The sequence below is a fragment of the Actinomadura rugatobispora genome, assembly GCF_042656285.1.
Lineage (GTDB): Bacteria > Actinomycetota > Actinomycetes > Streptosporangiales > Streptosporangiaceae > Spirillospora > Spirillospora rugatobispora.
Genome location: NZ_JBHSON010000004.1, coordinates 221,492 through 239,930 on the forward strand (window position 1 = coordinate 221,492; position 18,439 = coordinate 239,930).

Genomic DNA, 18,439 nt, shown 5'->3' on the forward strand with positions numbered 1-18,439 from the left:
AAGAGGGTGAGAGGGGAGAACGGTCATGTCCCTGACTGTGGACGACAGGCTGCTGGAGCAGGCGCGCGCCGGAGAGGTGGACGACGCCGCGTTCGTGGCGTGCGTGCGCGACTCGCTGCCGTACGCCTGGCAGGTCATCGAGGACGTCGTGGTCCGGACGCGGGCCTCCGACGACGGCTTCGCCGACAACCAGACACCGCCGCCGAACGAGGAGGCACGCGGCCAGCTGCTGCGCGCGCTCGCCAGCGACGCGATGCGGGCCGCGCTGGAACGCCACTTCGGTGTGCGGCTGGCGTTCCAGAACTGTCACCGCGTGGCGGCCTTCGTGCCGGGCGCGGCGGGCACCGCCGAACGCCATGCCACGTTCGTGTCGCCGCGCGCGCAACTGCTCAACCAGTCCCCGGAGCTCGTGGACTGCTGACCCGCCCACGCCCGACGGCCACCGCCACCGCCGGGCCCTGCCCACCGCGCGTGCCCGCCCCAAGCCGCTGGGGGCGGGCACGCCCCATCCCACCACCCCACACGCCTCGCCAGCACGCCCCGATTCACATGCCTCCCTCCCGCAACCTCCACTCGCCCGCGTCGTCCCGCAAGCCTCGTCCCGCACGCCTTCCCATGGCCTCGTCCCGTCCCGAACGCTTCGCACCGCAGGCTCAACCAGCACGCCTAGTACCGCAGGCCTCGGTCCCGCACGCCCTGCCATGGCCTCGTCACCGTCCCGTCACGACTCGTCCCACATGCTTCGCCACGCACGCATTCGCATCGCAGGCCCCAACCGGCACGCCTAGTGCGCTGTCCCGCACCCCCTTGCGCATCCTTCGTCCCGCAGCTCCCTCCAGCACGCCCCGTCCGCAAGCCCCGTCGCGCACGCCCATGCCGCACACCCTGTGCCGCACGCCCCGTCCCGCATGCTCGTCGAGCAGGTCCCGTTCCACACGCCCCGCCGCACGCCCGGTCCGGCAGGTCCCTTGCCGGGCGCTTTGCAGCGCACGTCTCCCATCGCACGGCTTGCACCGCGTTCTCCGGTCCCGCAGGCATCGTCACGGGCGGTCTTCCCGGCCCGCACAGTTGGTGCCGGACGGCTCGTCTCGTCGGGCCCCGGTTTGTCTCGCGCGGCACCGCTCTCGCCCTTCTCACACGCCTCCGCTCCATCCCCTCTTGATCTTGCCCGGGGCGCGGTCACAGGGAGCGGACGTGGAGGTGCGACTCGAATGACACCGGGTAATACGGGTACCGCCTCCGCGAAACCGACGAACCAGGGGATTCTGTGGAGGAAGCGCACATCGGGGCCGGCGCCTCGGGCGCCCGCTCGGCCGAGGACGGCCTGCTGCGGAGCCTGAAGCGGGCCGCCGCCGCCATGGAAGAGGCCGGGATCGAGTTCGCGCTGGCCGGCGGTTCGCCGCCTACGCGCGCGGGGCGGCCGTCTCGACGCACGACGTCGACTTCGTCCTGCGGCAGGACGATGTGGAGACCGCGCTGGACGCGCTGTCCGCCGTCGGCATGCGGCGCCACGACAGCCCGGAGAACTGGCTGGCCAAGGCCTACGACGGCGAGCGGCTGATCGATCTCATCCACACCCCGTCCGGCCGCCCGGTCGACGGGGCGCTGCTGGGCCGCGCCGACCCGCTGTCGGTCGAGGCCGTGCTCATGCCGGTGCTGACCGCCACCGACCTGGTGGTCATGCGGCTGCTGGCGTTCACCGAGACCTCCTGCGACTTCGGCGACTTCCTGCACGTGTGCCGGGCGCTGCGAGAGCAGGTCGACTGGCCGCACGTCGGCAAGGAGACCGCCGGCTCCCCTTACGCCTACGCGTTCCTCACGCTGCTGGCGAGGCTCGACGTCATCGAAGGGGGATTCCTGTGAACGACCCGAAGGGACACCAGGACCGAGGATCCGGCCCCGTCCGTTCCGAGAGCCCGGGCGGCGCCGGACGGTGGGGGGCGCCCGGCTATCTGGCCGCGCACAGCCAGGAGCGGCTCTCCTCCCGCGCCCATGAGCTGGGCATCCAGGTCGACGTGCGGGGCGAGGTCGTCTATCTGCGCGGGGAGGTGGTGACCGAGGAGCGGCGCCGGGAGGTCGAGGAGGCCGCCCGCGGCGCCGCGGAGGGCCGCACGATCCGCAACGAGGTGTCGGTGACCCCGGTACGGGAGCCGGACGGGGAGGAGACGCTGTCATGATCCGAGTCGCGGCGGTCGGCGATCTGCACGTCGGCCCGGAGGTGGCGGGGGCCTACCGGGAGCGGCTCGGCGCCCTGCCCGACCACGCCGACGTGTTCCTGGTGGCCGGCGACCTGACCCGGCACGGCACGCCCGAGGAGGGCCGGGTGGCGGCCGGCGAGCTGCGCGATCTCGGGGTCCCGGTGATCGCCGTGCTGGGCAACCACGACTACCACTCCGACACCCAGGACGAGATCACCGCCATGCTGCGGGACGCCGGGATCACCGTGCTGGAGGGCGACGGGACGATCGTCGACTGCGGCGGCGTCCGGCTGGGCGTCGCGGGGGCAAGGGCTTCGGCGGCGGGTTCGCCGGCAAGTGCGCCGGCGACTTCGGCGAGCCGGAGATGAAGGCGTTCGTCCGGCACACCAAGGACTTCGCGGGACGGCTCGGCTGCGCGCTGCTCGGCCTGGACGCCGACGTGCGGATCGCCCTGACGCACTACTCCCCGGTCGAGGACACCCTGGCGGGAGAGCCGCCGGAGATCTTCCCGTTCCTCGGCAGCTACCTGATCGCGGAGGCGATCGACACCTCGGACGTGACGCTGGCGGTGCACGGCCACGCGCACAAGGGCACGGAGAAGGGGGAGACGCCGGGCGGCGTCCGGGTCAGGAACGTCGCGTTGCCGGTGCTGCGGCAGGCGTACGCGGTCTACTGCATCGACGGGTTCGCGGACGCGACCGAGCTCGCGGGAGCGAGCGCGCGCGGGCGGTAGCGGGGCCGCCGTCCCGTAGCGCGGCTCGACGATCCGCCGGGGTGTTGCCCAGGTAGCCGACGACCTCCTGCACCCCCGGGTCGCTGCGGCCGCGGCTCCACTGCGGCGGGGTCAGCCGGGGTGGATCTCTCCGCCGGCCGGGACCAGTGTCTGGCCCGTGTAGTACGAGGACATCCGGTCGGAGGCGAAGAAGACGTACGACGGGGCGATCTCGTCGGGCTGGGCGGCGCGTCCCATCGGCGCCTGCTTGCCGAAGCCCTCGACCCGCTCCTCGTCGAACGTCGCCGGGATCAGCGGCGTCCAGACCGGGCCGGGCGCCACGCAGTTCACCCGGATGCCCTTGTCCATGAGGTTCTGCGCCAGCGACTCCCCCAGCGTCATCGCGGCGGCCTTGCTCGCCGAGTAGTCGATCAGCGTCTTGTTGCCGCGCAGCCCGTTGATCGACCCGGTGATGACGATCGAGGAGCCCTCGCCCAGGTGCTCCAGCGCCTCCTGGACGATCCAGAACAGCGACAGCACGTTCACCTCGAAGGTGCGCCGCAGCTGCGCTTCGTCGATCTCCCGGACGTCCTTGACGGGCTCCTGCGTGCCGTGGTGCAGCACCAGCACGTCGAGGCCGCCCAGGTCGCGGGCGGCGTGCGCGACGGTCTCGCGGGCGTGCCGCTCCTCGGCCAGGTCGCCGCCGATGGTGAAGCAGCGGCGGCCCTCCCGTTCGACCAGGCCGGCGGTGTGCCGGGCGTCGTCGTCCTCGCTCAGGTAGGTGATCGCGACGTCCGCGCCCTCCTTGGCGAAGGCCACCGACACGGCCCGGCCGATCCCCGAGTCGCCGCCGGTGATCAGCGCGCGGCGTCCGGACAGCAGGCCGCGGCCCTCGTAGCCGCGCATCTCGTCGTGCGGCTCCGGTGCCATATCCGCCGTGCGCCCGGGGTAGGTCTGGCTCTGTGCGGGCGGCTCGCTCATCCTCGGTCCTTCCCGGGCGGACGGGTGTACGCGTCGCGCATGCCCTGGAGGTGAGGGGGCAAACGTGACCCCCCGCATGACGCCTGGGTAACATCGGCCCGAACCACATTCGGTCCCTCACGTAAGGTGCTGTCCATGGACCTGAACGGAGTTTCCGCCGTCGTATCCGGCGGTGCGAGCGGGCTCGGCGAGGCCACCGTCCGCGCCCTGGCCGCCGAAGGCGTCAAGGTGGTCGTCGCCGACCTCAACGAGGACAAGGGCAAGGCGCTGGCCGGCGAGGTCGGCGGCGTCTTCGTCAAGACCGACGTCACCGACGAGTCCCAGGTGCGGGCCGCCGTGCAGGCCGCCGTCGACACCGGCGCCCCGCTGCGCGTGGTCGTCAACAGCGCCGGGATCGGCTGGGCGTCCCGTACCGTCGGCCGCGACGGCGAGCCGCACGACCTGGGCGCCTTCGAGACGGTCATCCGGGTCAACCTCATCGGCACCTTCAACCTGATGCGGGTCGGCGCCGCCGCGATCGGCAAGACCGACCCCGCGGACGCGGACGGCCTGCGCGGCGTGGTGATCAACACCGCGTCGGTCGCGGCGCTGGAGGGCCAGACCGGCCAGGTCGCCTACTCCGCGTCCAAGGGCGGCATCGTCGGCATGACCCTGCCGGCCGCCCGCGACCTCGCCGCGCTCGGCGTCCGGGTCAACACCGTCTGCCCGGGCATCATCGACACCCCCATCTACGGCCAGGGCGAGGCCGCCGAGGCGTTCAAGGCCAAGCTGTACGCGCCGGTGCCCTTCCCCAAGCGGATGGGCAAGGCCTCGGAGTTCGCGCACCTGGTGAAGTCCCTGATCGAGAACGACTACATGAACGGCGAGACCATCCGTTTCGACGGTGGCATCCGCTTCCAGCCGAAGTGAGGCGCTGAATGACCGACGCTGTCCTGACCGAAGAAGATGGCGCCGTCCTCGTCATCACCATCAACCGTCCCGAGGCGAAGAACGCCGTCAACGGCGCCGTCGCGCAGGGCATCGCGGCCGCGATGGACGAGCTCGACAACCGCAAGGACCTCTCGATCGGCGTGCTCACCGGCGCCGGCGGCACGTTCTGCGCGGGCATGGACCTCAAGGGCTTCCTCACCGGCGAGAACCCGATGGTGGAGGGCCGCGGGTTCGGCGGCATCGTGGAGCGTCCCACCACCAAGCCGCTGATCGCCGCGATCGAGGGCTACGCGCTGGCCGGCGGCTGCGAGATCGCGCTGAGCTGCGACATGGTGGTGGCGTCCCGGGACGCCCAGTTCGGGCTGCCCGAGCCCAAGCGCGGCCTGGTCGCGGCCGGGGGCGGGCTGCTGCGGCTGCCGCAGCGGATCCCGTTCCACATCGCCATGGAGATCGCGCTCACCGGTGACAAGTACAGCGCCGACCGGATGGCCGAGCTGGGCTTCGTGAACCGGCTCACCGAGCCGGGGCAGGCGCTGGCGGCGGCCAAGGAGCTGGCGCTGAAGGTGGCCGAGAACGCCCCGCTGGCGCTGGCCGCCACCAAGAAGATCATCGTCGAGTCGTCCGACTGGGACGTCGCGGAGGCGTGGAAGAAGCAGGGCGAGATCACCCTGCCGGTCTTCACCTCCAAGGACGCGCAGGAGGGCCCGGCCGCCTTCGCCCAGAAGCGCAAGCCGGTCTGGAAGGGCGAGTAGGCGACGCCTCGCGAACGCCCGGAGACCCCGCGTCTCCGGGCGTTCCGTGTCCCTCGCGGGCTGGCCTCATCCGGCCGGGGCCGGGTGGGGCGCTCCTCTTACTAGCGAGTAAGTATTCCCCTACTCTCGTGCACACCTTGTGGTGATCTTGGGAGTGCCGATGAAGAGGAACACCCTGCTCGCGTCCGCCGCCGCCCTCGCCGCCGGCACCGCGATCGCCCTCGCACCGCCCGCGCACGCCGCGTCCTGGGGCGACGTCCCCACCTCCGCCACCGCCTACGACGGCACCCTCGACCGGGTCGACTTCGCGGGCAAGGACGTCGGCTGGGCCGTCGGCTCCTCCGGCTCGCTGTTCACGCCCAAGACCAGGCTGCTGCGCTGGACGACCTCGGGCTGGGCCACACAGACCAGCCCCGCCGACTTCATCCCCACCGACATCGCCGTCGGCAACGCGAACCGCGCCTGGGTCGTCGGCTACTCCCTCACCGGCATGACCGGCCTCTACTGGAACGGCACCACCTGGACGAAGGTGCCCTACCCCCTCGTCGGCCTGCCCACCCAGGTCTCCGCCGCCCCCGACGGCACCGCCTACTCCGTCGCGGGCGTCGACGCCGCGGCCGGCGGCCTCAGCGCCATCATGCGCTGGAACGGCACCGCCTGGGTCGACACCAGCGTCCCCCTCCCGCCCAGCTCCGCCATCACCGCGGTCGACGTCCGCTCCGCGAACGACGTGTGGCTCGCCGGCACCACCTCCAACGGCACCGCCGTCACCGGACTCGTCATGCACTACGACGGCACGTCCTGGAAGCGCCACGACCTCCCCGGGAACATGGGCGTCCCCGCCTACCAGGGCACCCTGCACCGCATCGTCGCCCTCTCGCCCACCAACGTGTACGCCCTCCGGGTCCGCCAGAACGCCCAGGTCACCAACGCCCTGCTGCACTGGAACGGCACGTCCTGGCGCACCATCGACACCCCCTTGAACGCCGCCGGGATCGGCCTCTCCCCGGACGGCAGCGGCGGCGTCGTCATGCTCCCCATCACCACCGGCACCCGCACCCAGTACATGCACTACGACGGCTCGACCTGGACCACCCTGAACGGACCGTCCCGTACGGGCACCGTCCAGGCCACCGACGCCGACCACCGCCCCGGCACCACGGCCGTGGTGAGCACGGGCACCGCCACCGCACCCGACAAGAAGACCCCGTTCATCGAGAACTTCAGCTGAGCGGCCCCGTCCGCTCAGTCGAGGCGGACGAGCATCTTGCCGACGTTGCGCCCCGCGAAGATCCCGAGAAAGGCGTCAACGGCGTTGTCGATGCCTTTCACGACGGTCTCCTCGCTGTGGAGGCAGCCCTCCCGGAGCCAGCCGGAAGCGCGCCGGACGTACTCGTCCATGACTTCGGGGTAGTGGTCGATCGCGACGAAGCCCCGCAAGGTGAGGCGCTTGAAGACGGCCTCGATGAGGTTGTCGGGCCCGGGATCGGGTTCGGCCTTGTCGTACTGTGACACGGCTCCGCACAGCGCGACCCTTCCGTGATCGTTGAGCACGGCGATCGCGGCCCGCAGGTGATCACCGCCGACGTTGTCGAAGTAGACGTCGATCCCGTCGGGCGCCGCCTCGCCGAGCCGCCGTTCGAGATCGCCCTCGCGGTGGTCGATCGCGGCGTCGAAGCCGAAGCCGTCGAGGAGCTTGGCGGTCTTGACCGGCCCGCCCGCCGACCCGATCACCCGGGAGGCGCCGAGCAGGCGGGCGATCTGCCCGGCGACACTGCCCACGGCCCCGGCGGCACCGGACACGAAGACCACGTCGCCGTCCCGCACGGACGCGATCTCGGTGAGCCCGACGTAGGCGGTCAGTCCGATGAACCCGAGCACGCCGAGGTGGGCCGGGGCCGGGGCCAGGCCGAGATCGACGGGGCGGGCCTTCGCGGCGTCGACCGTGGCGTACTCGCGCCACCCCAGCAGGTGCACCACGGTGGCCCCCTCCGGGACCTCCGACCTGGACGCGATCACCGTTCCGAGCGCGCTGCCGCCCATCGGCTCGCCGAGCTCGAAGGTCGGCATGGCCGACCTGGCGTCGTCCATCTGCCCGCGCATGTACGGGTCGACGGAGAGCCACTCGTTCCGGACCAGGATCTCGCCCTCGCCCGGCTCGCGGACCGGTGCCTCGGCCAGCTCGAAGTGGGACGGGTCGGCCGCTCCGTCGGGGCGGGCCGCCAAACGGACCTCGCGGCCCGCTGCGGGGATCATGCGCTGCGCCTTCCTTTCGTGCCTTTCGAGAGCTGGACGCACGTGGCGAGGACGCCCTGCCGGGAACCGGTCGGGTCCCGGCTCCCGGCAGGGCGATGTGGACGGGTCAGTCGAGCGGGGCCAGCTGCGGGCGGACGGCCCCGTCCCGGTCGCGGGGAACGCCGGCCACCCACGCGCGGATGGCGTCGGCGGTGGTGGCGGCGTGCTCCTGGAGGATGGTGAAGTGGTCGCCGGGGATGCTGTCGCGGTCGTGCGGCAGCGGCCAGGTGAGCTGATCGGTGTTCCCGGCGGCGCGGGCGAACAGGGTGGGGACGGGGGACGGCTCCGGGGCCCAGCCGTCGAACAGCTCGAAGTACGCCGTCATGGCGGTGAAGGCGCTGTCCGGGGTGCTGTGGCCGGCCAGCTCGCGGTCCATCAGCCTGCCCATCAGGTTGTACCGGGCCACGACGGCCGAGTCGATGGACGACACGGTGTCGAGGAGGACGACCCCGGCGGTGTGGTGCTCGGTTCCGGGCCGGGCCTGGATGTACCGGGCCAGACTGTGGGCGAGGGCTCCGCCCGACGAGTGGCCGAGCAGGACGTAGGGGCGGCCGCCGGCGCACTCCTGGACGTCCTGGGCGAGGGCGTCGAGCAGTGCCTCCCGTGACGCGGGAAGGAGCTCGCCGTCCTGGTAGCCGGGCAGCAGCAGGACGTGGACGTCGCGTTCGGCGTCGAAGCGGGCGGCGATGTGCTCGTACTGCCCGGCGTCGGCGCCGGCGATGAAGCTCGGCAGGCAGATGACGCCGGGGCTCGCGGTGCCGCGGGCGAGCGGGACGGGCTCCTTCCCGCGGGCTTCCGGCGCGGCGGTGAAGACGGGCCGGTGCCGCACGGCGTCGGCGACCAGCCGCCTGGCCTCGTCCTCGTCGCCGGCGCTCCAGGCGCGCGAGCACAGCCGGGCCAGCGAGGCGCCGCCGGTATCGGCCGTCGCCGCCGCGTCCGCGTCCTCGCCTGACCTGGGGGCGGGAATCGTGGGCGTCCGGGGCTCGCCGGGCTCCATCAGCTCGCTGAGATGCTCGGCGAGGTCCCGCGGGACCGGATGGTCCATGAGGACGGTCGCGGGCAGCCGCAGTCCGGTGAGCTTGGTGAGGCGGGTCCGCAGCTGGGTCACCGACAGCGAGTCCAGCCCGGCCTCCCGCAGCGGCCGGTCGGCGGGGATGGTCCCGTGGTCGGGGTAGCCGAGGACGGCCGCGGCGTTGGCGCGGATCTGGAGGAGGAGCTCGCGGACGCGCTCGGGTGCGGGCAGGGTGCCCAGGTGGCGCAGCGTCTCGGCGTCGTCGGCGTTGTGCGCCTGCTGCCGGGCGTACCGTCCGAGCACGCCGGTCAGCATGTCGGGGGCCTCGGTCGCCTGCGCCGGGTCGCCCACCCCGGTCACCACCACCAGCGGCTGCCCGCGCCGCAGGACGAGGTCGAGCGCCGCCAGGGCGTCGGCGGTGCTCATCGGCCGCAGGCCGGTGCGGATCCGCTTCGCCGCGCTGAAGGTGGCCGACATGTCGCTGGTCTGGTCCCACAGTCCCCAGGGGATGGACACGGCGGGCAGCCCTTCGCCCCTGCGGTGGTAGGCGAGGGCGTCCAGGTAGTTGTTGGCCGCGTTGTAGTTGGCCTGGCCCTGGTTGCCGATCAGGCCGCCCAGGGAGGAGTACAGGACGAACGCGGCCAGCGGCAGGTCCTTGGTGAGCTCGTGCAGGTTGACCGCGATGTCGACCTTGGAGCGCAGGACGTTCTCCAGGTGGCGCGGGGTGAGGTTGGGCAGGGCGGCGTCGTCCAGGACGCCCGAGGCGTGGACGACGGCGGTGAGCGGGTGCTCGGCCGGGATGCCGTCCAGCAGTTCGGCCAGCGCGACCCGGTCGACGCTGTCGCAGGACGCGATGGTGACGTCGGCGCCGAGGCCGCTGAGCTCTTCGGCCAGGTCGGCGGCGCCGGGGGCGTCCGGGCCGCGGCGGCTGACCAGCAGCAGGCGGCGGACGCCGTGCGCGGTGACGAGGTGGCGGGCCAGAAGAGTGCCCAGGACCCCGGTGCCACCGGTGATCAGCACGGTCCCGTCGGGGTCCAGGGAGCGCGGGAGGGACAGCACGACCCGGCCGCCGGGCTCGCGGGCGGCGAGGCGGAGCGCGTGCCGGGCATACCGGACGTCCAGCGCGGTGACCTGCGGCGGGACCGGCTCGCCGTGCCGCAGCAGAGCGGTGAGCTCCGCCGGCGGAGCGGAGTCGAAGCCTCCGGAGAAGCCCCCGGACGGGTGCACCGCGTCCGCGTCCTGGCCGTCCCCGTCCGCCGTGCCGAGGTGGACGTAGCGGCCGCCAGCGGCCAGCAGCCGCTGGGCGGCGTCGAACGGCTCTCCGGTGAGGCGGCCCAGGACGGCGTCCAGTCCGATGGCGCCGGCGGCGCGGGCCAGGTCTTCCAGGTCGGGGCCGCGGGACGTGATGACGTGACCGGCCGGAACGCCCGCCTCGATCAGCGGGTCGAGGTCGGCGGGCTCGGCCAGCGCGTACACCTGAGCGCCCAGGGCACGGGCGAGCTGGACGGTGGCCAGGCCGATGCCGGCGGCCACGTCGACCAGCACCCTGGAGCCCGCCCGCACTCCGGCGAGGCGCACCAGGCCGTCGTGGGCGCTCAGGTACGCGGCCGGGGACGCCGCGGCCTGCTCCGGCGTCCAGGCCGGGGGCACCGGGAGCACCAGACGCCGCTCGGTCGACAGCAGGGAGGCCAGCCCGTCCGGCTCATCGCCGGCTCCCGGCGCCTGGGCCACCATGACGCGTTCGCCGGGGATGAGGTCGGTGATGTCGGGAGCGACCTCGTCCACCACACCGGCGACCTCGAACCCGAGGGAGCCGCCCGCGCCGTCAGGCCGGCCGAGGCCCGCCGCTTCGACGCGGACGCGTACCTGGCCGGGGTCCAGCGGGCGGCGCAGCTCCGGTGCCGGCACGAGCTGGACGGCGTCGTCACCGCCGGTGGCCTGCAGTCGCCAGGGCTCCAGGCCGTCCGGGAGCGTGAGGATCTCGGAGGTGGCGGCGGCCACCAGCCGGGGCACCAGGGCGCGTCCCTCGCGCAGGGCCAGCTGCGGTTCGGTCGAGGCCAGGGCGGCGGGCAGGGTGGCCGGCGGGGCGGCGCCCGAGCGGCCGTCGAGGTCGATCAGCTGCAGCCGTCCGGGGTACTCCAGCTGCGAGGCGCGGACCAGCCCCCACAGCGCGGCGCCGGGCAGGTCGCCGACGCGGTCGAGGGTGGGGTCCTCGCCGGTGACCTGCGCGCCCCGGGTGATGACGGCCAGCCGGCTCTCCGCCAGCGCCGGGTCGGCGAGGAAGTCCTGGAGAACGCCGAGGAGGTGTTCCGTCCTGCGGTGCACGGGCTCCGCCGCGACGTCGGTGGACGGCTCGGAGCGCTGGTCGAGAACGATCACCGGCGGGGCGGCCGCGCCACCGGCCACGGCGGCGCGGGCCTCGGCCGGCGTGGGGTGGCCGCCCAGGCCGTCGCCCTCGCCCCCGCCGGGCGCGGTCTCGGGGAGGGACACGGGTTTCCAGTCGAGCCGGTAGCCCAGGTCGGGGCCGCGCAGCGCGTCCCGGATCTCCTGGTGGCTGACCAGCATGCCGCGCAGGTCGGTGACGACGGCGACGGGACGCCCGGCCGTGTCGTGCAGCGCGGCGGTGACCTGGTTCGGGCCGGTCGGGGTGAGCGTCGTGCGCATGCTGGTCGCGCCGGAGGCCAGCATGCGGACCGACGCGATGGCGCGCGGCGCCATACCGCCGTCATGCGTCAGGCCCGACAGCAGCGGATGCATCGCCGAGTCCAGGAGGGTCGGGTGCACGATGTAGCCCTCGGGGTCGATGCCGGAGGCGTCCTGTTCGTCCACGCTCGCGCGAAGCGAGACCTCGCCGTAGAGGGTGTCGCCGCGGCGCCAGGCCGCCGTCAGGTTCTGGTAGGTGGGGCCGAAGCCGTGGCCGCGTTCCAGGAGGTGGTCGTAGAAGCCGTCCAGCGGGATCGGCTCGGCCCCCTCGGGCGGCCAGGGCCCCTGCTGCTGCTCGGCGACGGGCGGGTGGACGGCCGCCCCCGCAGCAGCCAGGGTCGCGGAGTCGCTCAGGACGGCGTCGGCGTGCTCCGTCCAGGGCTGGCCGGGCGGGGCGTTGTGGGGACGGCTGCGCAGCACCACGTCCCGGCTCCCCTGCGGGTCCGCCGAGGACACGGCGATCTGCAGCTCCACCGGCTGGTCGGCGGGCAGGGTCAGGAAGGCGTGGATGGAGACGTTCTCCAGCGTGTCGCAGCCGACGCGGTCGCCCGCGTGGGTCAGCAGTTCGATCATCCCGAGGCCCGGGAACAGCACGGCGTCGTGGACGGTGTGGTCGACCAGCCAGGGGAACTGGGACAGGACCAGCCGCCCGGTGAGCATCAGGCCGCCGTCGGGCAGCTCGATCTCGGCGCCCAGCATGGGGTGGGACGACGCCCGCTGCCCGCCCGCGGCGGTGCCCGCGGTGCCGCGGTAGGGCTTCGGCCAGAACCGCCGCCGCTGGAAGGCGTAGGTCGGCAGATCCACCTCCCGGGCGCCGGGGAACAGCGGGCCGAAGTCGACGGCGGCGCCGCCGAGGTGGGCCTGGGCGAGGGCGGCGGCGAACCGGTCGGGCCCGCCCTCCTCCCGGCGCAGCGTGGCCACCACCGCCGTCCCCGCGTCGCCGGTGTCGGCGGCGGACAGGACGTCGGTGAGCGGGGCGGCCAGCACCGGGTGCGGCGAGACCTCGATGAACAGCCGGTGGCCGTCGGCCAGCGCCGCCTCGGCCGCGGCGGCGAAGCGGACCGGGTTGCGCAGGCCGTCGTACCAGTACGCGGCGTCCAGCGGCCTGTCCTCCAGCGGCCCCCCGGTGAGGGTGGAGTACATCGGGACGAGCGGCGGAAGGGGCTCGACGCCGTCCAGGTCGGCCAGGATCCGGTCACGGGCGGGCTCGATCTGGGCACAGTGCGAGGCGTAGTCCACCGGGACCCGCTGCGCCCACACCCCGCGCTGCTCGCACAGCTCCAGCAGTTCCCGGACGTCGTCGGCGGGCCCGGCCAGCACGGTCGCGGCCGGGCCGTTGACCACCGCCACCTCGATCCGGCCCTGCCACGGCTCGGCCAGCTTGGCGGCGTCCTCGGCCCCCAGCCCGACCGAGGCCATCGCGCCGCGTCCGGCCAGCGGCGCCAGCGCCCGGCTGCGCAGCGCCACCACCCTGGCGGCGTCGGCCAGGCTCAGCGCGCCGGCCACGTACGCGGCGGCGATCTCGCCCTGGCTGTGCCCGATGACCGCGGCCGGAGTGACGCCGTGGGCCCGCCACAGCTCGGCCAGCGACACGTACATCGCGAACAGCGCGGGCTGCACCACCTCCGCGCGCTCGAAGCCCGGGGCGCCGGCGTCCCGGACGGTCTCCAGCAGGTCGAACCCGATCCACGGCTGCAGCGCCTTGGCGCAGCGCTCCATCGCCGCCGCGAAGACCGGGGAGGAGTCCATCAGCCCGGCGGCCATGCCCGCCCACTGAGCCCCCTGGCCGGGGAACACCAGCACCGGCCCGGCCGGGCGCACGCTCGGCGCGGTCGCCGGAACGCCGTCGTCCTGCGTTCCGCCGCCGGGCGCATCCGTTGCGTCGGTCGCGTCGCCGGCCGGGTCCGCCGCGGCCGGATCGGTGTCCGGGTCCGTGCCGCGGGCGGGGACGGTGCCCGTCAGCACGTCGGGGCCGGTCTCGCCACGGGCGAGGCGGTCGAGGCCGTCCAGCAGCGCGTCCCGGTCGCCGGCCACCACCGCGGCGCGATGCTCGAACGCGGTACGGGTGGCCAGCAGCGACCACCCCACGTCGCCCGCCTTCAAGTCCGGACGCGCGCGCACGTGCTCGCCCAGCCGGGCCGCCTGCGCGGCCACCGCCTCCGGGCTCTTGCCCGAGACCGTCCAGACCGCCGGCGGCGCGCCCAGCCACACCCGCGCCGGGCCGGTCACCCCGCCCGGAGCGTCGTCCTGACCGGCGGACGCGTCGGACGGCGGCGCCTCCTCGACGATGATGTGCGTGTTGGTGCCGCTGATCCCGTAGGCGAGCACACCCGCCCGGCGCGGCCGCCCGTTGGTCCGCCACGGACGCGGCTCGACCAGCGGCCGCACCGTGCCCGATGACCAGTCGACCGCCGGATTGGGCCGCTCGATGTGCAGCGTCCGCGGCATCGTCTCGTTCCGCAACGCCAGCACGACCTTCGCCACACCGGCCAGCCCGGCGACCGCCTGGGTGTGCCCGATGTTGGACTTCAGCGAGCCGATCCACAGCGGGGAGCTCGCGGGACGGTGCGCGCCGTAGGCGGAGATCAGCGAGCCCGCCTCGATCGGGTCGCCCACCGGCGTGCCGGTGCCGTGCGCCTCCACCAGATCGACGTCGGCGGGGGCGAGCCCGGCGTCGGCGAGCGCCAGGCCGATCGCCTTCTCCTGCGCCGCGCCGTTGGGCACGGTGAACCCGGTGCCGGTGCCGTCCTCGTTCAGCGCCGTCCCCCGGATCACCGCCAGCACCGGGCGGCCGGTGGCGCGCGCCCGCGACAGCGGCATCAGCAGCAGCGCGACGGCGCCCTCGGACGGGCAGAAGCCGTCGGCCGACTCGTCGAAGGCCTTGCAGCGGCCGTCGGAGGCCAGCGCGCGGATCGTGCTGAAGTCGATGAGGAAGCGCGGCCCGGCGATCACCGACACCCCGGCCGCGATGGCCGACTCGCACTCGCCGGCGCGCAGCGCCTGCACCGCCAGGTGCAGCGCGGTCAGCGCCGAGGAGCAGGAGGTGTCGACCACGAGCGCGGGCCCGTGCAGCCCCATGACGTAGGCGATGCGGCCGGCGATGATGCTGATCGCCAGGCCGAGCCCGCCGTACACGTTCCCCGCCCCCAGGTCGCCGGCGTCGGGGTAGCGGCTGTCGTAGGCGCCCACGTAGACGCCGGTCGAGCTGCCGCGCAGCGTGGCGGGGTCGAGCCGGGCGTGCTCGCACGCCTCCCAGGCGGTCTCCAGGACCAGCCGCTGCTGCGGGTCCATCGCCTCGGCCTCGCGCGGCGGGATGCCGAAGAAGCCGGGGTCGAAGCCCGCCACGTCGCCGAGGAACCCGCCCTTGCGGACGTAGGTCTTCCCCTCGGCGTCGGGGGCGGGGTCGTAGAGGGCGTTGAGGTCCCAGCCGCGGTCCGCGGGCAGGTCGGTGGCCACGTGGCGGCCTTCCTCCAGCAGCCGCCAGAGTGCCTCCGGGGTGTCGGTGTCGCCGGGCAGGCGGCACGCCATTCCGCAGATGGCGATCGGCTCGGGGCGTGCAGGGGACACATGGCCTCCTCAGGCAGCGTGGGAACGTGAAGGAGAGGTGCTCCGGGCTCGATGCCGGCGGAACGCGGCGAACCCGGCGATGGCGGGCCGAACGCGCGCGCAGGCCCCGGCAGGCCCGGTGGGGGACCCGCGGTGTCGCGCCCGTCCGCGGATCTCGTGCTCGGGGGGATCAGGGCATGATCGGTCGGGAGGATCGGTGCGGAGCGATGGACGCCCGCAGCCGTCCCGCGGCCGTCCGCGGCACGCGGCCGCCACACGGCCGTCCGCGCAGCGCGTGCGCGGCGGTCAGCGGCCGCCGGTCGTCGTCATCGTCCGGGGGGTGCGGTCACGGCATGTGAGCGCGCCGATGAGGCCCGCCAAGGGCGGCGGCCGGCGAACGACGGGACCGGCCGACTCGGGTGCGGCCGACGACCGTGCCACGGAGGGCAGAGGGTTTCCGATGGTCAGGGGACCGTGGCCTCGAACAGGGCGGTGCAGCCGTGCACGGTGACCGTGTAGTCGGAGAACCGGCTCCTCAGCTGCGCGTGCAGATCGTCGAGGCTGTCGGCGGTGTTGTTGAAGCGGCCGTCGGAGTTGAGGCGGCGCAGCAGCAGGCGGGTGTGCAGCGGGAGGTGGACTCCTCGGGACAGGACAGTGCTGCCGAACAGCCTGCCGCCCGGCCGCACGCAGGCCGCGGCGTGCTCCAGGGCGACCCCCTTGCTCTCCAGGTCGCCGGGGACGCAGTGCAGCATGAGGCTCATGGCCGCGGATCCGAAGGAGGCGCGCGGCAGGGGGAAGGGTTCCAGGACGTTCCCCCGGCACGTGCTGACGTCGTAGCGCGCCAGCCGGCGCGCGGTGTAGCTGAGGGCGTGGGGGCTCATGTCGAACAGGGTGATCTTGGGGGTGGCGGTCGGGAACCGGCAGTGGTCGAGCAGGTAGCCGGTGCCGACCCCGATGTCGAGATGTTCCGCGGAGACGTTCTGCGAGTACTGGCGGCGCAGCTCTCTCTTGTGGCACCCCCAGAACAGGGAGCAGGTGACGGCCACCCCCAGATCGTAGGTCCGGAGGCTGCGGGGGGTATAGGCGGCGAAGCCTGCGCGGACGTCGGCCTCGCTGGGCGTGCTGGTCATGGTCACCTCAGGTGTGTTCCGGTTTCGACCCTGGCGCGGTGGACGCGCTCCCGGCTTCGGGAGCGCCGTCCACCGCTGGTCCGGGGGGTGCCACGGGGAACCGGCAGGTCGCTCCGGCGACCGCGATGGGCTGCCCCCGGGACGGAACGTCACCGCCGGGAGCCGCATCGTCGATGGCACGCAAAAAGCCGACCCCCAGTGCGTTCCGTGATGGACTAATCACAAATAGTAATGACAGTCCGCCGGGGCACCAACGCCGGTCACGTAAGACCACCGTGACCCAGGAGGCACAGAGCGGTGGGCGCTCGCGCCAAAAGACCGGCCGACACCGCTGCGAGGGACTGACCGGAATACGCCCGAGCAGGATCGCGCGCCGATTCAGCCGCAGGTCAGCAGGTATGAACCCCCGGAGTGGGCGTGCCGTGCGCGCGGGTCACCCCTTTTCGTGCCTCTCCTGAGGCCGGGAGGTCGGCGCCGAGCCCGCCAGCGGGGTGGCGTCGACGTATCTCACCTCATAGACGCGCTCCGCGAACCTCCAGCCGTCCGAGGTGCGCCGGTAGCGGTCGTGGTACAGGGAGTAGTTCAGCTGAGAGCGGCCGTCGCGGAAGCGTCCGAACTCCGAGACGTAGGCACGGCCGGTCGCGGTGTCGCCGTCGACCCGGATGACTCCCGGGTGCACGTTCTGCACGAAGAACTCCCAGAGACCCTGCAGCCGCTCGATCCCGGCGCGGATTTCCTCGCCGCCGACCAGTTCGACGCCGGCGTCGGGAATCCGCCACACGCCGTCGTGCGTGAACAGCGACGCGAAGCGGTCGTAGTCCCGCATCATCCCCGCGTCGGTGAATTCGCCGCGCAGCGCCTCGATCTCGAAGCGGTCGACAATGGCCCGGAAGTCGTCGCTCATTGGTTTCTCCTGTCGCGGAGTGCGTTCCTCAAGACCGCTTCCTTCCCACGTCCGCCCAGTTCAGGCGGCACGACCGACTTTGAGAGAGGCCGCGATGGCGACGGCGCGCCGAGCCTGGTGGCGGGCCGCTTCGAGGGCCACATCGTCGGGCGGGCCATCGGCGGCGCGATGGGAGGTGCCGTAGGGATTACCCGACTGGAACTGGACGGGGTCGGTGTAGCCGGGCGGGACGATGATGCCGCCCCAGTGGTAGAACACATTTCCCAAGGCGAGGAGGGTGGACTCCTGTCCGCCGTGTATCGCGGCGTGCACGGATTCCATGATCGTTTCTCTCTTCTGTCGGGGGTCGATGCGGCCGGGCCGCACGTCGCGCCGGGTCAGCCGGCGAAGGACTGGGGGCCGAAGCGGCCCCACGCCACGACGGCGGCCATGGCGAGCAGGGCCACGGGCACCACGACGGTCTGCGTCTCGCGGCGGCGGAGGTGCACGACGACGGCGCCGGCCATCAGCAGCACGACTCCGACCGCGGCGAGCGGCACCAGAACCGGCACGACGTCGAGCGCGGCGGGCAGGATCAGGCCCACCGCGGCCAGGACTTCGAGCGAGCCGATGGCCTTGACGCCGCCGGCGCTGAAGTCCTCGACGACTCTCATCCCGGAGGCGGCCAGCCTCTCCCTGGACCGGGTCAACTTCATGGCGCCGCTGGCCAGGAAGACCGCGGCCAGCAGTCCCGCGATGATCCACAGGGTGATGTTCATGAGCGTTCTCCTCGGACGGCCGGTTCGTCTCAGCGGTTCGACGACACGGCCCCGCGGAATGTGAGGCGGCGCTCCGGCCTCACACTTGGGCGCGTCATCTCGTCGAACCGGTGAGGACGGACGCGAAGGAGGGTCGTCGACACCATGAGCACCCCATCCGAACCCGAGCCGGAGGGCGGCGCGCTCGATCCGGGCCTGAGCGCGGTCATCAGCGAGCGGCGCCGGCTGATCAATCTCGGGTACCGGCTGCTCGGCTCCCTGGCCGAGGCCGAGGACGTCGTCCAGGAGACCTACGCGCGCTGGTACGCCCTGTCCCGGCGGGAGCAGGAGGCCATCGCGTCACCCGGCGCCTGGCTGACGAAGGTCGCCGGCCGCATCTGCCTCGACCTGCTCGGCTCGGCACGGGCCCGCCGGGAGCGCTACGTGGGCGCGTGGATCCCGGAGCCGCTCCCCGGGGTCCTCCCGTCGCCGTTGCACCGCCCCATCATGGCAAGCGCCGCCAAATCCGCGCGCAGGTC

General features: G+C 73.5%; 16 protein-coding genes. 9 read left to right on the forward strand and 7 right to left on the reverse strand.

Features of this window, described 5'->3' with window-relative positions:
* Positions 1–25 precede the first annotated feature (25 nt).
* The 5 genes from ACFPZN_RS04550 to ACFPZN_RS04570 all read left to right on the forward strand — a co-directional run bounded on the left by ACFPZN_RS04550 (position 26) and on the right by ACFPZN_RS04570 (position 2,931).
* On the forward strand, positions 26–421 hold the full coding sequence (locus tag ACFPZN_RS04550) for an SCO5389 family protein (protein ID WP_378280415.1): 396 nt from the start codon (positions 26–28) through the stop codon (positions 419–421).
* Between the two features lie 1,043 nt (positions 422–1,464).
* A complete protein-coding gene (locus ACFPZN_RS04555; RefSeq protein ID WP_378280417.1) occupies positions 1,465–1,863 on the forward strand; it encodes a hypothetical protein in 399 nt (132 codons plus the stop codon).
* A complete protein-coding gene (locus ACFPZN_RS04560) occupies positions 1,860–2,177 on the forward strand; it encodes a BON domain-containing protein (RefSeq protein WP_378280418.1) in 318 nt (105 codons plus the stop codon). The genes ACFPZN_RS04555 and ACFPZN_RS04560 overlap by 4 nt, the downstream gene beginning before the upstream one ends.
* Complete coding sequence (locus ACFPZN_RS04565) at positions 2,174–2,566, forward strand: metallophosphoesterase family protein (RefSeq protein ID WP_378280420.1); 393 nt, start codon at positions 2,174–2,176, stop codon at positions 2,564–2,566. The genes ACFPZN_RS04560 and ACFPZN_RS04565 overlap by 4 nt, the downstream gene beginning before the upstream one ends.
* Positions 2,563–2,931: a metallophosphoesterase family protein gene (locus ACFPZN_RS04570; protein WP_378280422.1), complete on the forward strand. Its 369-nt coding sequence runs from the start codon at positions 2,563–2,565 to the stop codon at positions 2,929–2,931. Before ACFPZN_RS04565 ends, ACFPZN_RS04570 begins: the two co-directional genes overlap by 4 nt.
* A 111-nt stretch (positions 2,932–3,042) precedes the next feature.
* On the opposite strand, the gene ACFPZN_RS04575 is transcribed toward ACFPZN_RS04570, so the two are convergent.
* Positions 3,043–3,891 (reverse strand): SDR family oxidoreductase, encoded by an 849-nt coding sequence (locus tag ACFPZN_RS04575; protein ID WP_378280424.1) that lies wholly within the window; start codon positions 3,889–3,891, stop codon positions 3,043–3,045.
* 135 nt (positions 3,892–4,026) lie between these two features.
* Between ACFPZN_RS04575 and ACFPZN_RS04580 the strand changes: the two genes are divergently transcribed.
* The 3 genes from ACFPZN_RS04580 (at position 4,027) to ACFPZN_RS04590 (ending at position 6,804) form a co-directional block, all read left to right on the forward strand.
* Positions 4,027–4,800, forward strand: coding sequence for an SDR family oxidoreductase (locus tag ACFPZN_RS04580; protein WP_378280425.1), 774 nt, complete (start codon positions 4,027–4,029; stop codon positions 4,798–4,800).
* Between the two features lie 8 nt (positions 4,801–4,808).
* On the forward strand, positions 4,809–5,573 hold the full coding sequence (locus ACFPZN_RS04585; RefSeq protein WP_378280427.1) for a crotonase/enoyl-CoA hydratase family protein: 765 nt from the start codon (positions 4,809–4,811) through the stop codon (positions 5,571–5,573).
* Between the two features lie 160 nt (positions 5,574–5,733).
* Positions 5,734–6,804: a hypothetical protein gene (locus tag ACFPZN_RS04590; RefSeq protein ID WP_378280429.1), complete on the forward strand. Its 1,071-nt coding sequence runs from the start codon at positions 5,734–5,736 to the stop codon at positions 6,802–6,804.
* A 14-nt stretch (positions 6,805–6,818) separates the two neighbouring features.
* Here ACFPZN_RS04590 and ACFPZN_RS04595 read toward each other — a convergent pair whose 3' ends face one another.
* The 6 genes from ACFPZN_RS04595 to ACFPZN_RS04620 form a co-directional block, all read right to left on the reverse strand.
* Positions 6,819–7,829, reverse strand: coding sequence for an NADP-dependent oxidoreductase (locus tag ACFPZN_RS04595; RefSeq protein WP_378280431.1), 1,011 nt, complete (start codon positions 7,827–7,829; stop codon positions 6,819–6,821).
* 106 nt (positions 7,830–7,935) lie between these two features.
* On the reverse strand, positions 7,936–15,150 hold the full coding sequence (locus tag ACFPZN_RS04600; protein WP_378280434.1) for an acyltransferase domain-containing protein: 7,215 nt from the start codon (positions 15,148–15,150) through the stop codon (positions 7,936–7,938).
* 443 nt (positions 15,151–15,593) lie between these two features.
* A complete protein-coding gene (locus ACFPZN_RS04605) occupies positions 15,594–16,259 on the reverse strand; it encodes a class I SAM-dependent methyltransferase (protein WP_378280436.1) in 666 nt (221 codons plus the stop codon).
* 433 nt (positions 16,260–16,692) lie between these two features.
* Positions 16,693–17,163, reverse strand: coding sequence for a nuclear transport factor 2 family protein (locus tag ACFPZN_RS04610; protein ID WP_378280438.1), 471 nt, complete (start codon positions 17,161–17,163; stop codon positions 16,693–16,695).
* 60 nt (positions 17,164–17,223) lie between these two features.
* Positions 17,224–17,484 carry an NADPH-dependent FMN reductase family protein gene (locus ACFPZN_RS04615; protein ID WP_378280439.1) on the reverse strand — a complete coding sequence of 87 codons (261 nt, stop codon included), beginning with the start codon at positions 17,482–17,484 and terminating at the stop codon, positions 17,224–17,226.
* Between the two features lie 56 nt (positions 17,485–17,540).
* Complete coding sequence (locus tag ACFPZN_RS04620) at positions 17,541–17,921, reverse strand: DoxX family protein (protein WP_378280441.1); 381 nt, start codon at positions 17,919–17,921, stop codon at positions 17,541–17,543.
* 144 nt (positions 17,922–18,065) lie between these two features.
* Here ACFPZN_RS04620 and ACFPZN_RS04625 point away from each other — a divergent pair.
* Positions 18,066–18,439: sigma factor (locus ACFPZN_RS04625; protein WP_378280443.1), on the forward strand; the 374-nt coding region annotated here is incomplete at its 3' end.

What these genes read in the sequence shown, in the direction of transcription:
- ACFPZN_RS04575 (WP_378280424.1), bottom strand. Translation starts at nt 3,891, where the DNA reads ATGAGCGAGCCGCCCGCACAGAGCCAGACCTACCCCGGGCGCACGGCG.
- ACFPZN_RS04585 (WP_378280427.1), top strand. Translation starts at nt 4,809, where the DNA reads ATGACCGACGCTGTCCTGACCGAAGAAGATGGCGCCGTCCTCGTCATC.
- ACFPZN_RS04615 (WP_378280439.1), bottom strand. Translation starts at nt 17,484, where the DNA reads ATGGAATCCGTGCACGCCGCGATACACGGCGGACAGGAGTCCACCCTC.
- ACFPZN_RS04590 (WP_378280429.1), top strand. Translation starts at nt 5,734, where the DNA reads ATGAAGAGGAACACCCTGCTCGCGTCCGCCGCCGCCCTCGCCGCCGGC.
- ACFPZN_RS04610 (WP_378280438.1), bottom strand. Translation starts at nt 17,163, where the DNA reads ATGAGCGACGACTTCCGGGCCATTGTCGACCGCTTCGAGATCGAGGCG.
- ACFPZN_RS04620 (WP_378280441.1), bottom strand. Translation starts at nt 17,921, where the DNA reads ATGAACATCACCCTGTGGATCATCGCGGGACTGCTGGCCGCGGTCTTC.
- ACFPZN_RS04565 (WP_378280420.1), top strand. Translation starts at nt 2,174, where the DNA reads ATGATCCGAGTCGCGGCGGTCGGCGATCTGCACGTCGGCCCGGAGGTG.
- ACFPZN_RS04550 (WP_378280415.1), top strand. Translation starts at nt 26, where the DNA reads ATGTCCCTGACTGTGGACGACAGGCTGCTGGAGCAGGCGCGCGCCGGA.
- ACFPZN_RS04570 (WP_378280422.1), top strand. Translation starts at nt 2,563, where the DNA reads ATGAAGGCGTTCGTCCGGCACACCAAGGACTTCGCGGGACGGCTCGGC.
- ACFPZN_RS04580 (WP_378280425.1), top strand. Translation starts at nt 4,027, where the DNA reads ATGGACCTGAACGGAGTTTCCGCCGTCGTATCCGGCGGTGCGAGCGGG.
- ACFPZN_RS04605 (WP_378280436.1), bottom strand. Translation starts at nt 16,259, where the DNA reads ATGACCAGCACGCCCAGCGAGGCCGACGTCCGCGCAGGCTTCGCCGCC.
- ACFPZN_RS04595 (WP_378280431.1), bottom strand. Translation starts at nt 7,829, where the DNA reads ATGATCCCCGCAGCGGGCCGCGAGGTCCGTTTGGCGGCCCGCCCCGAC.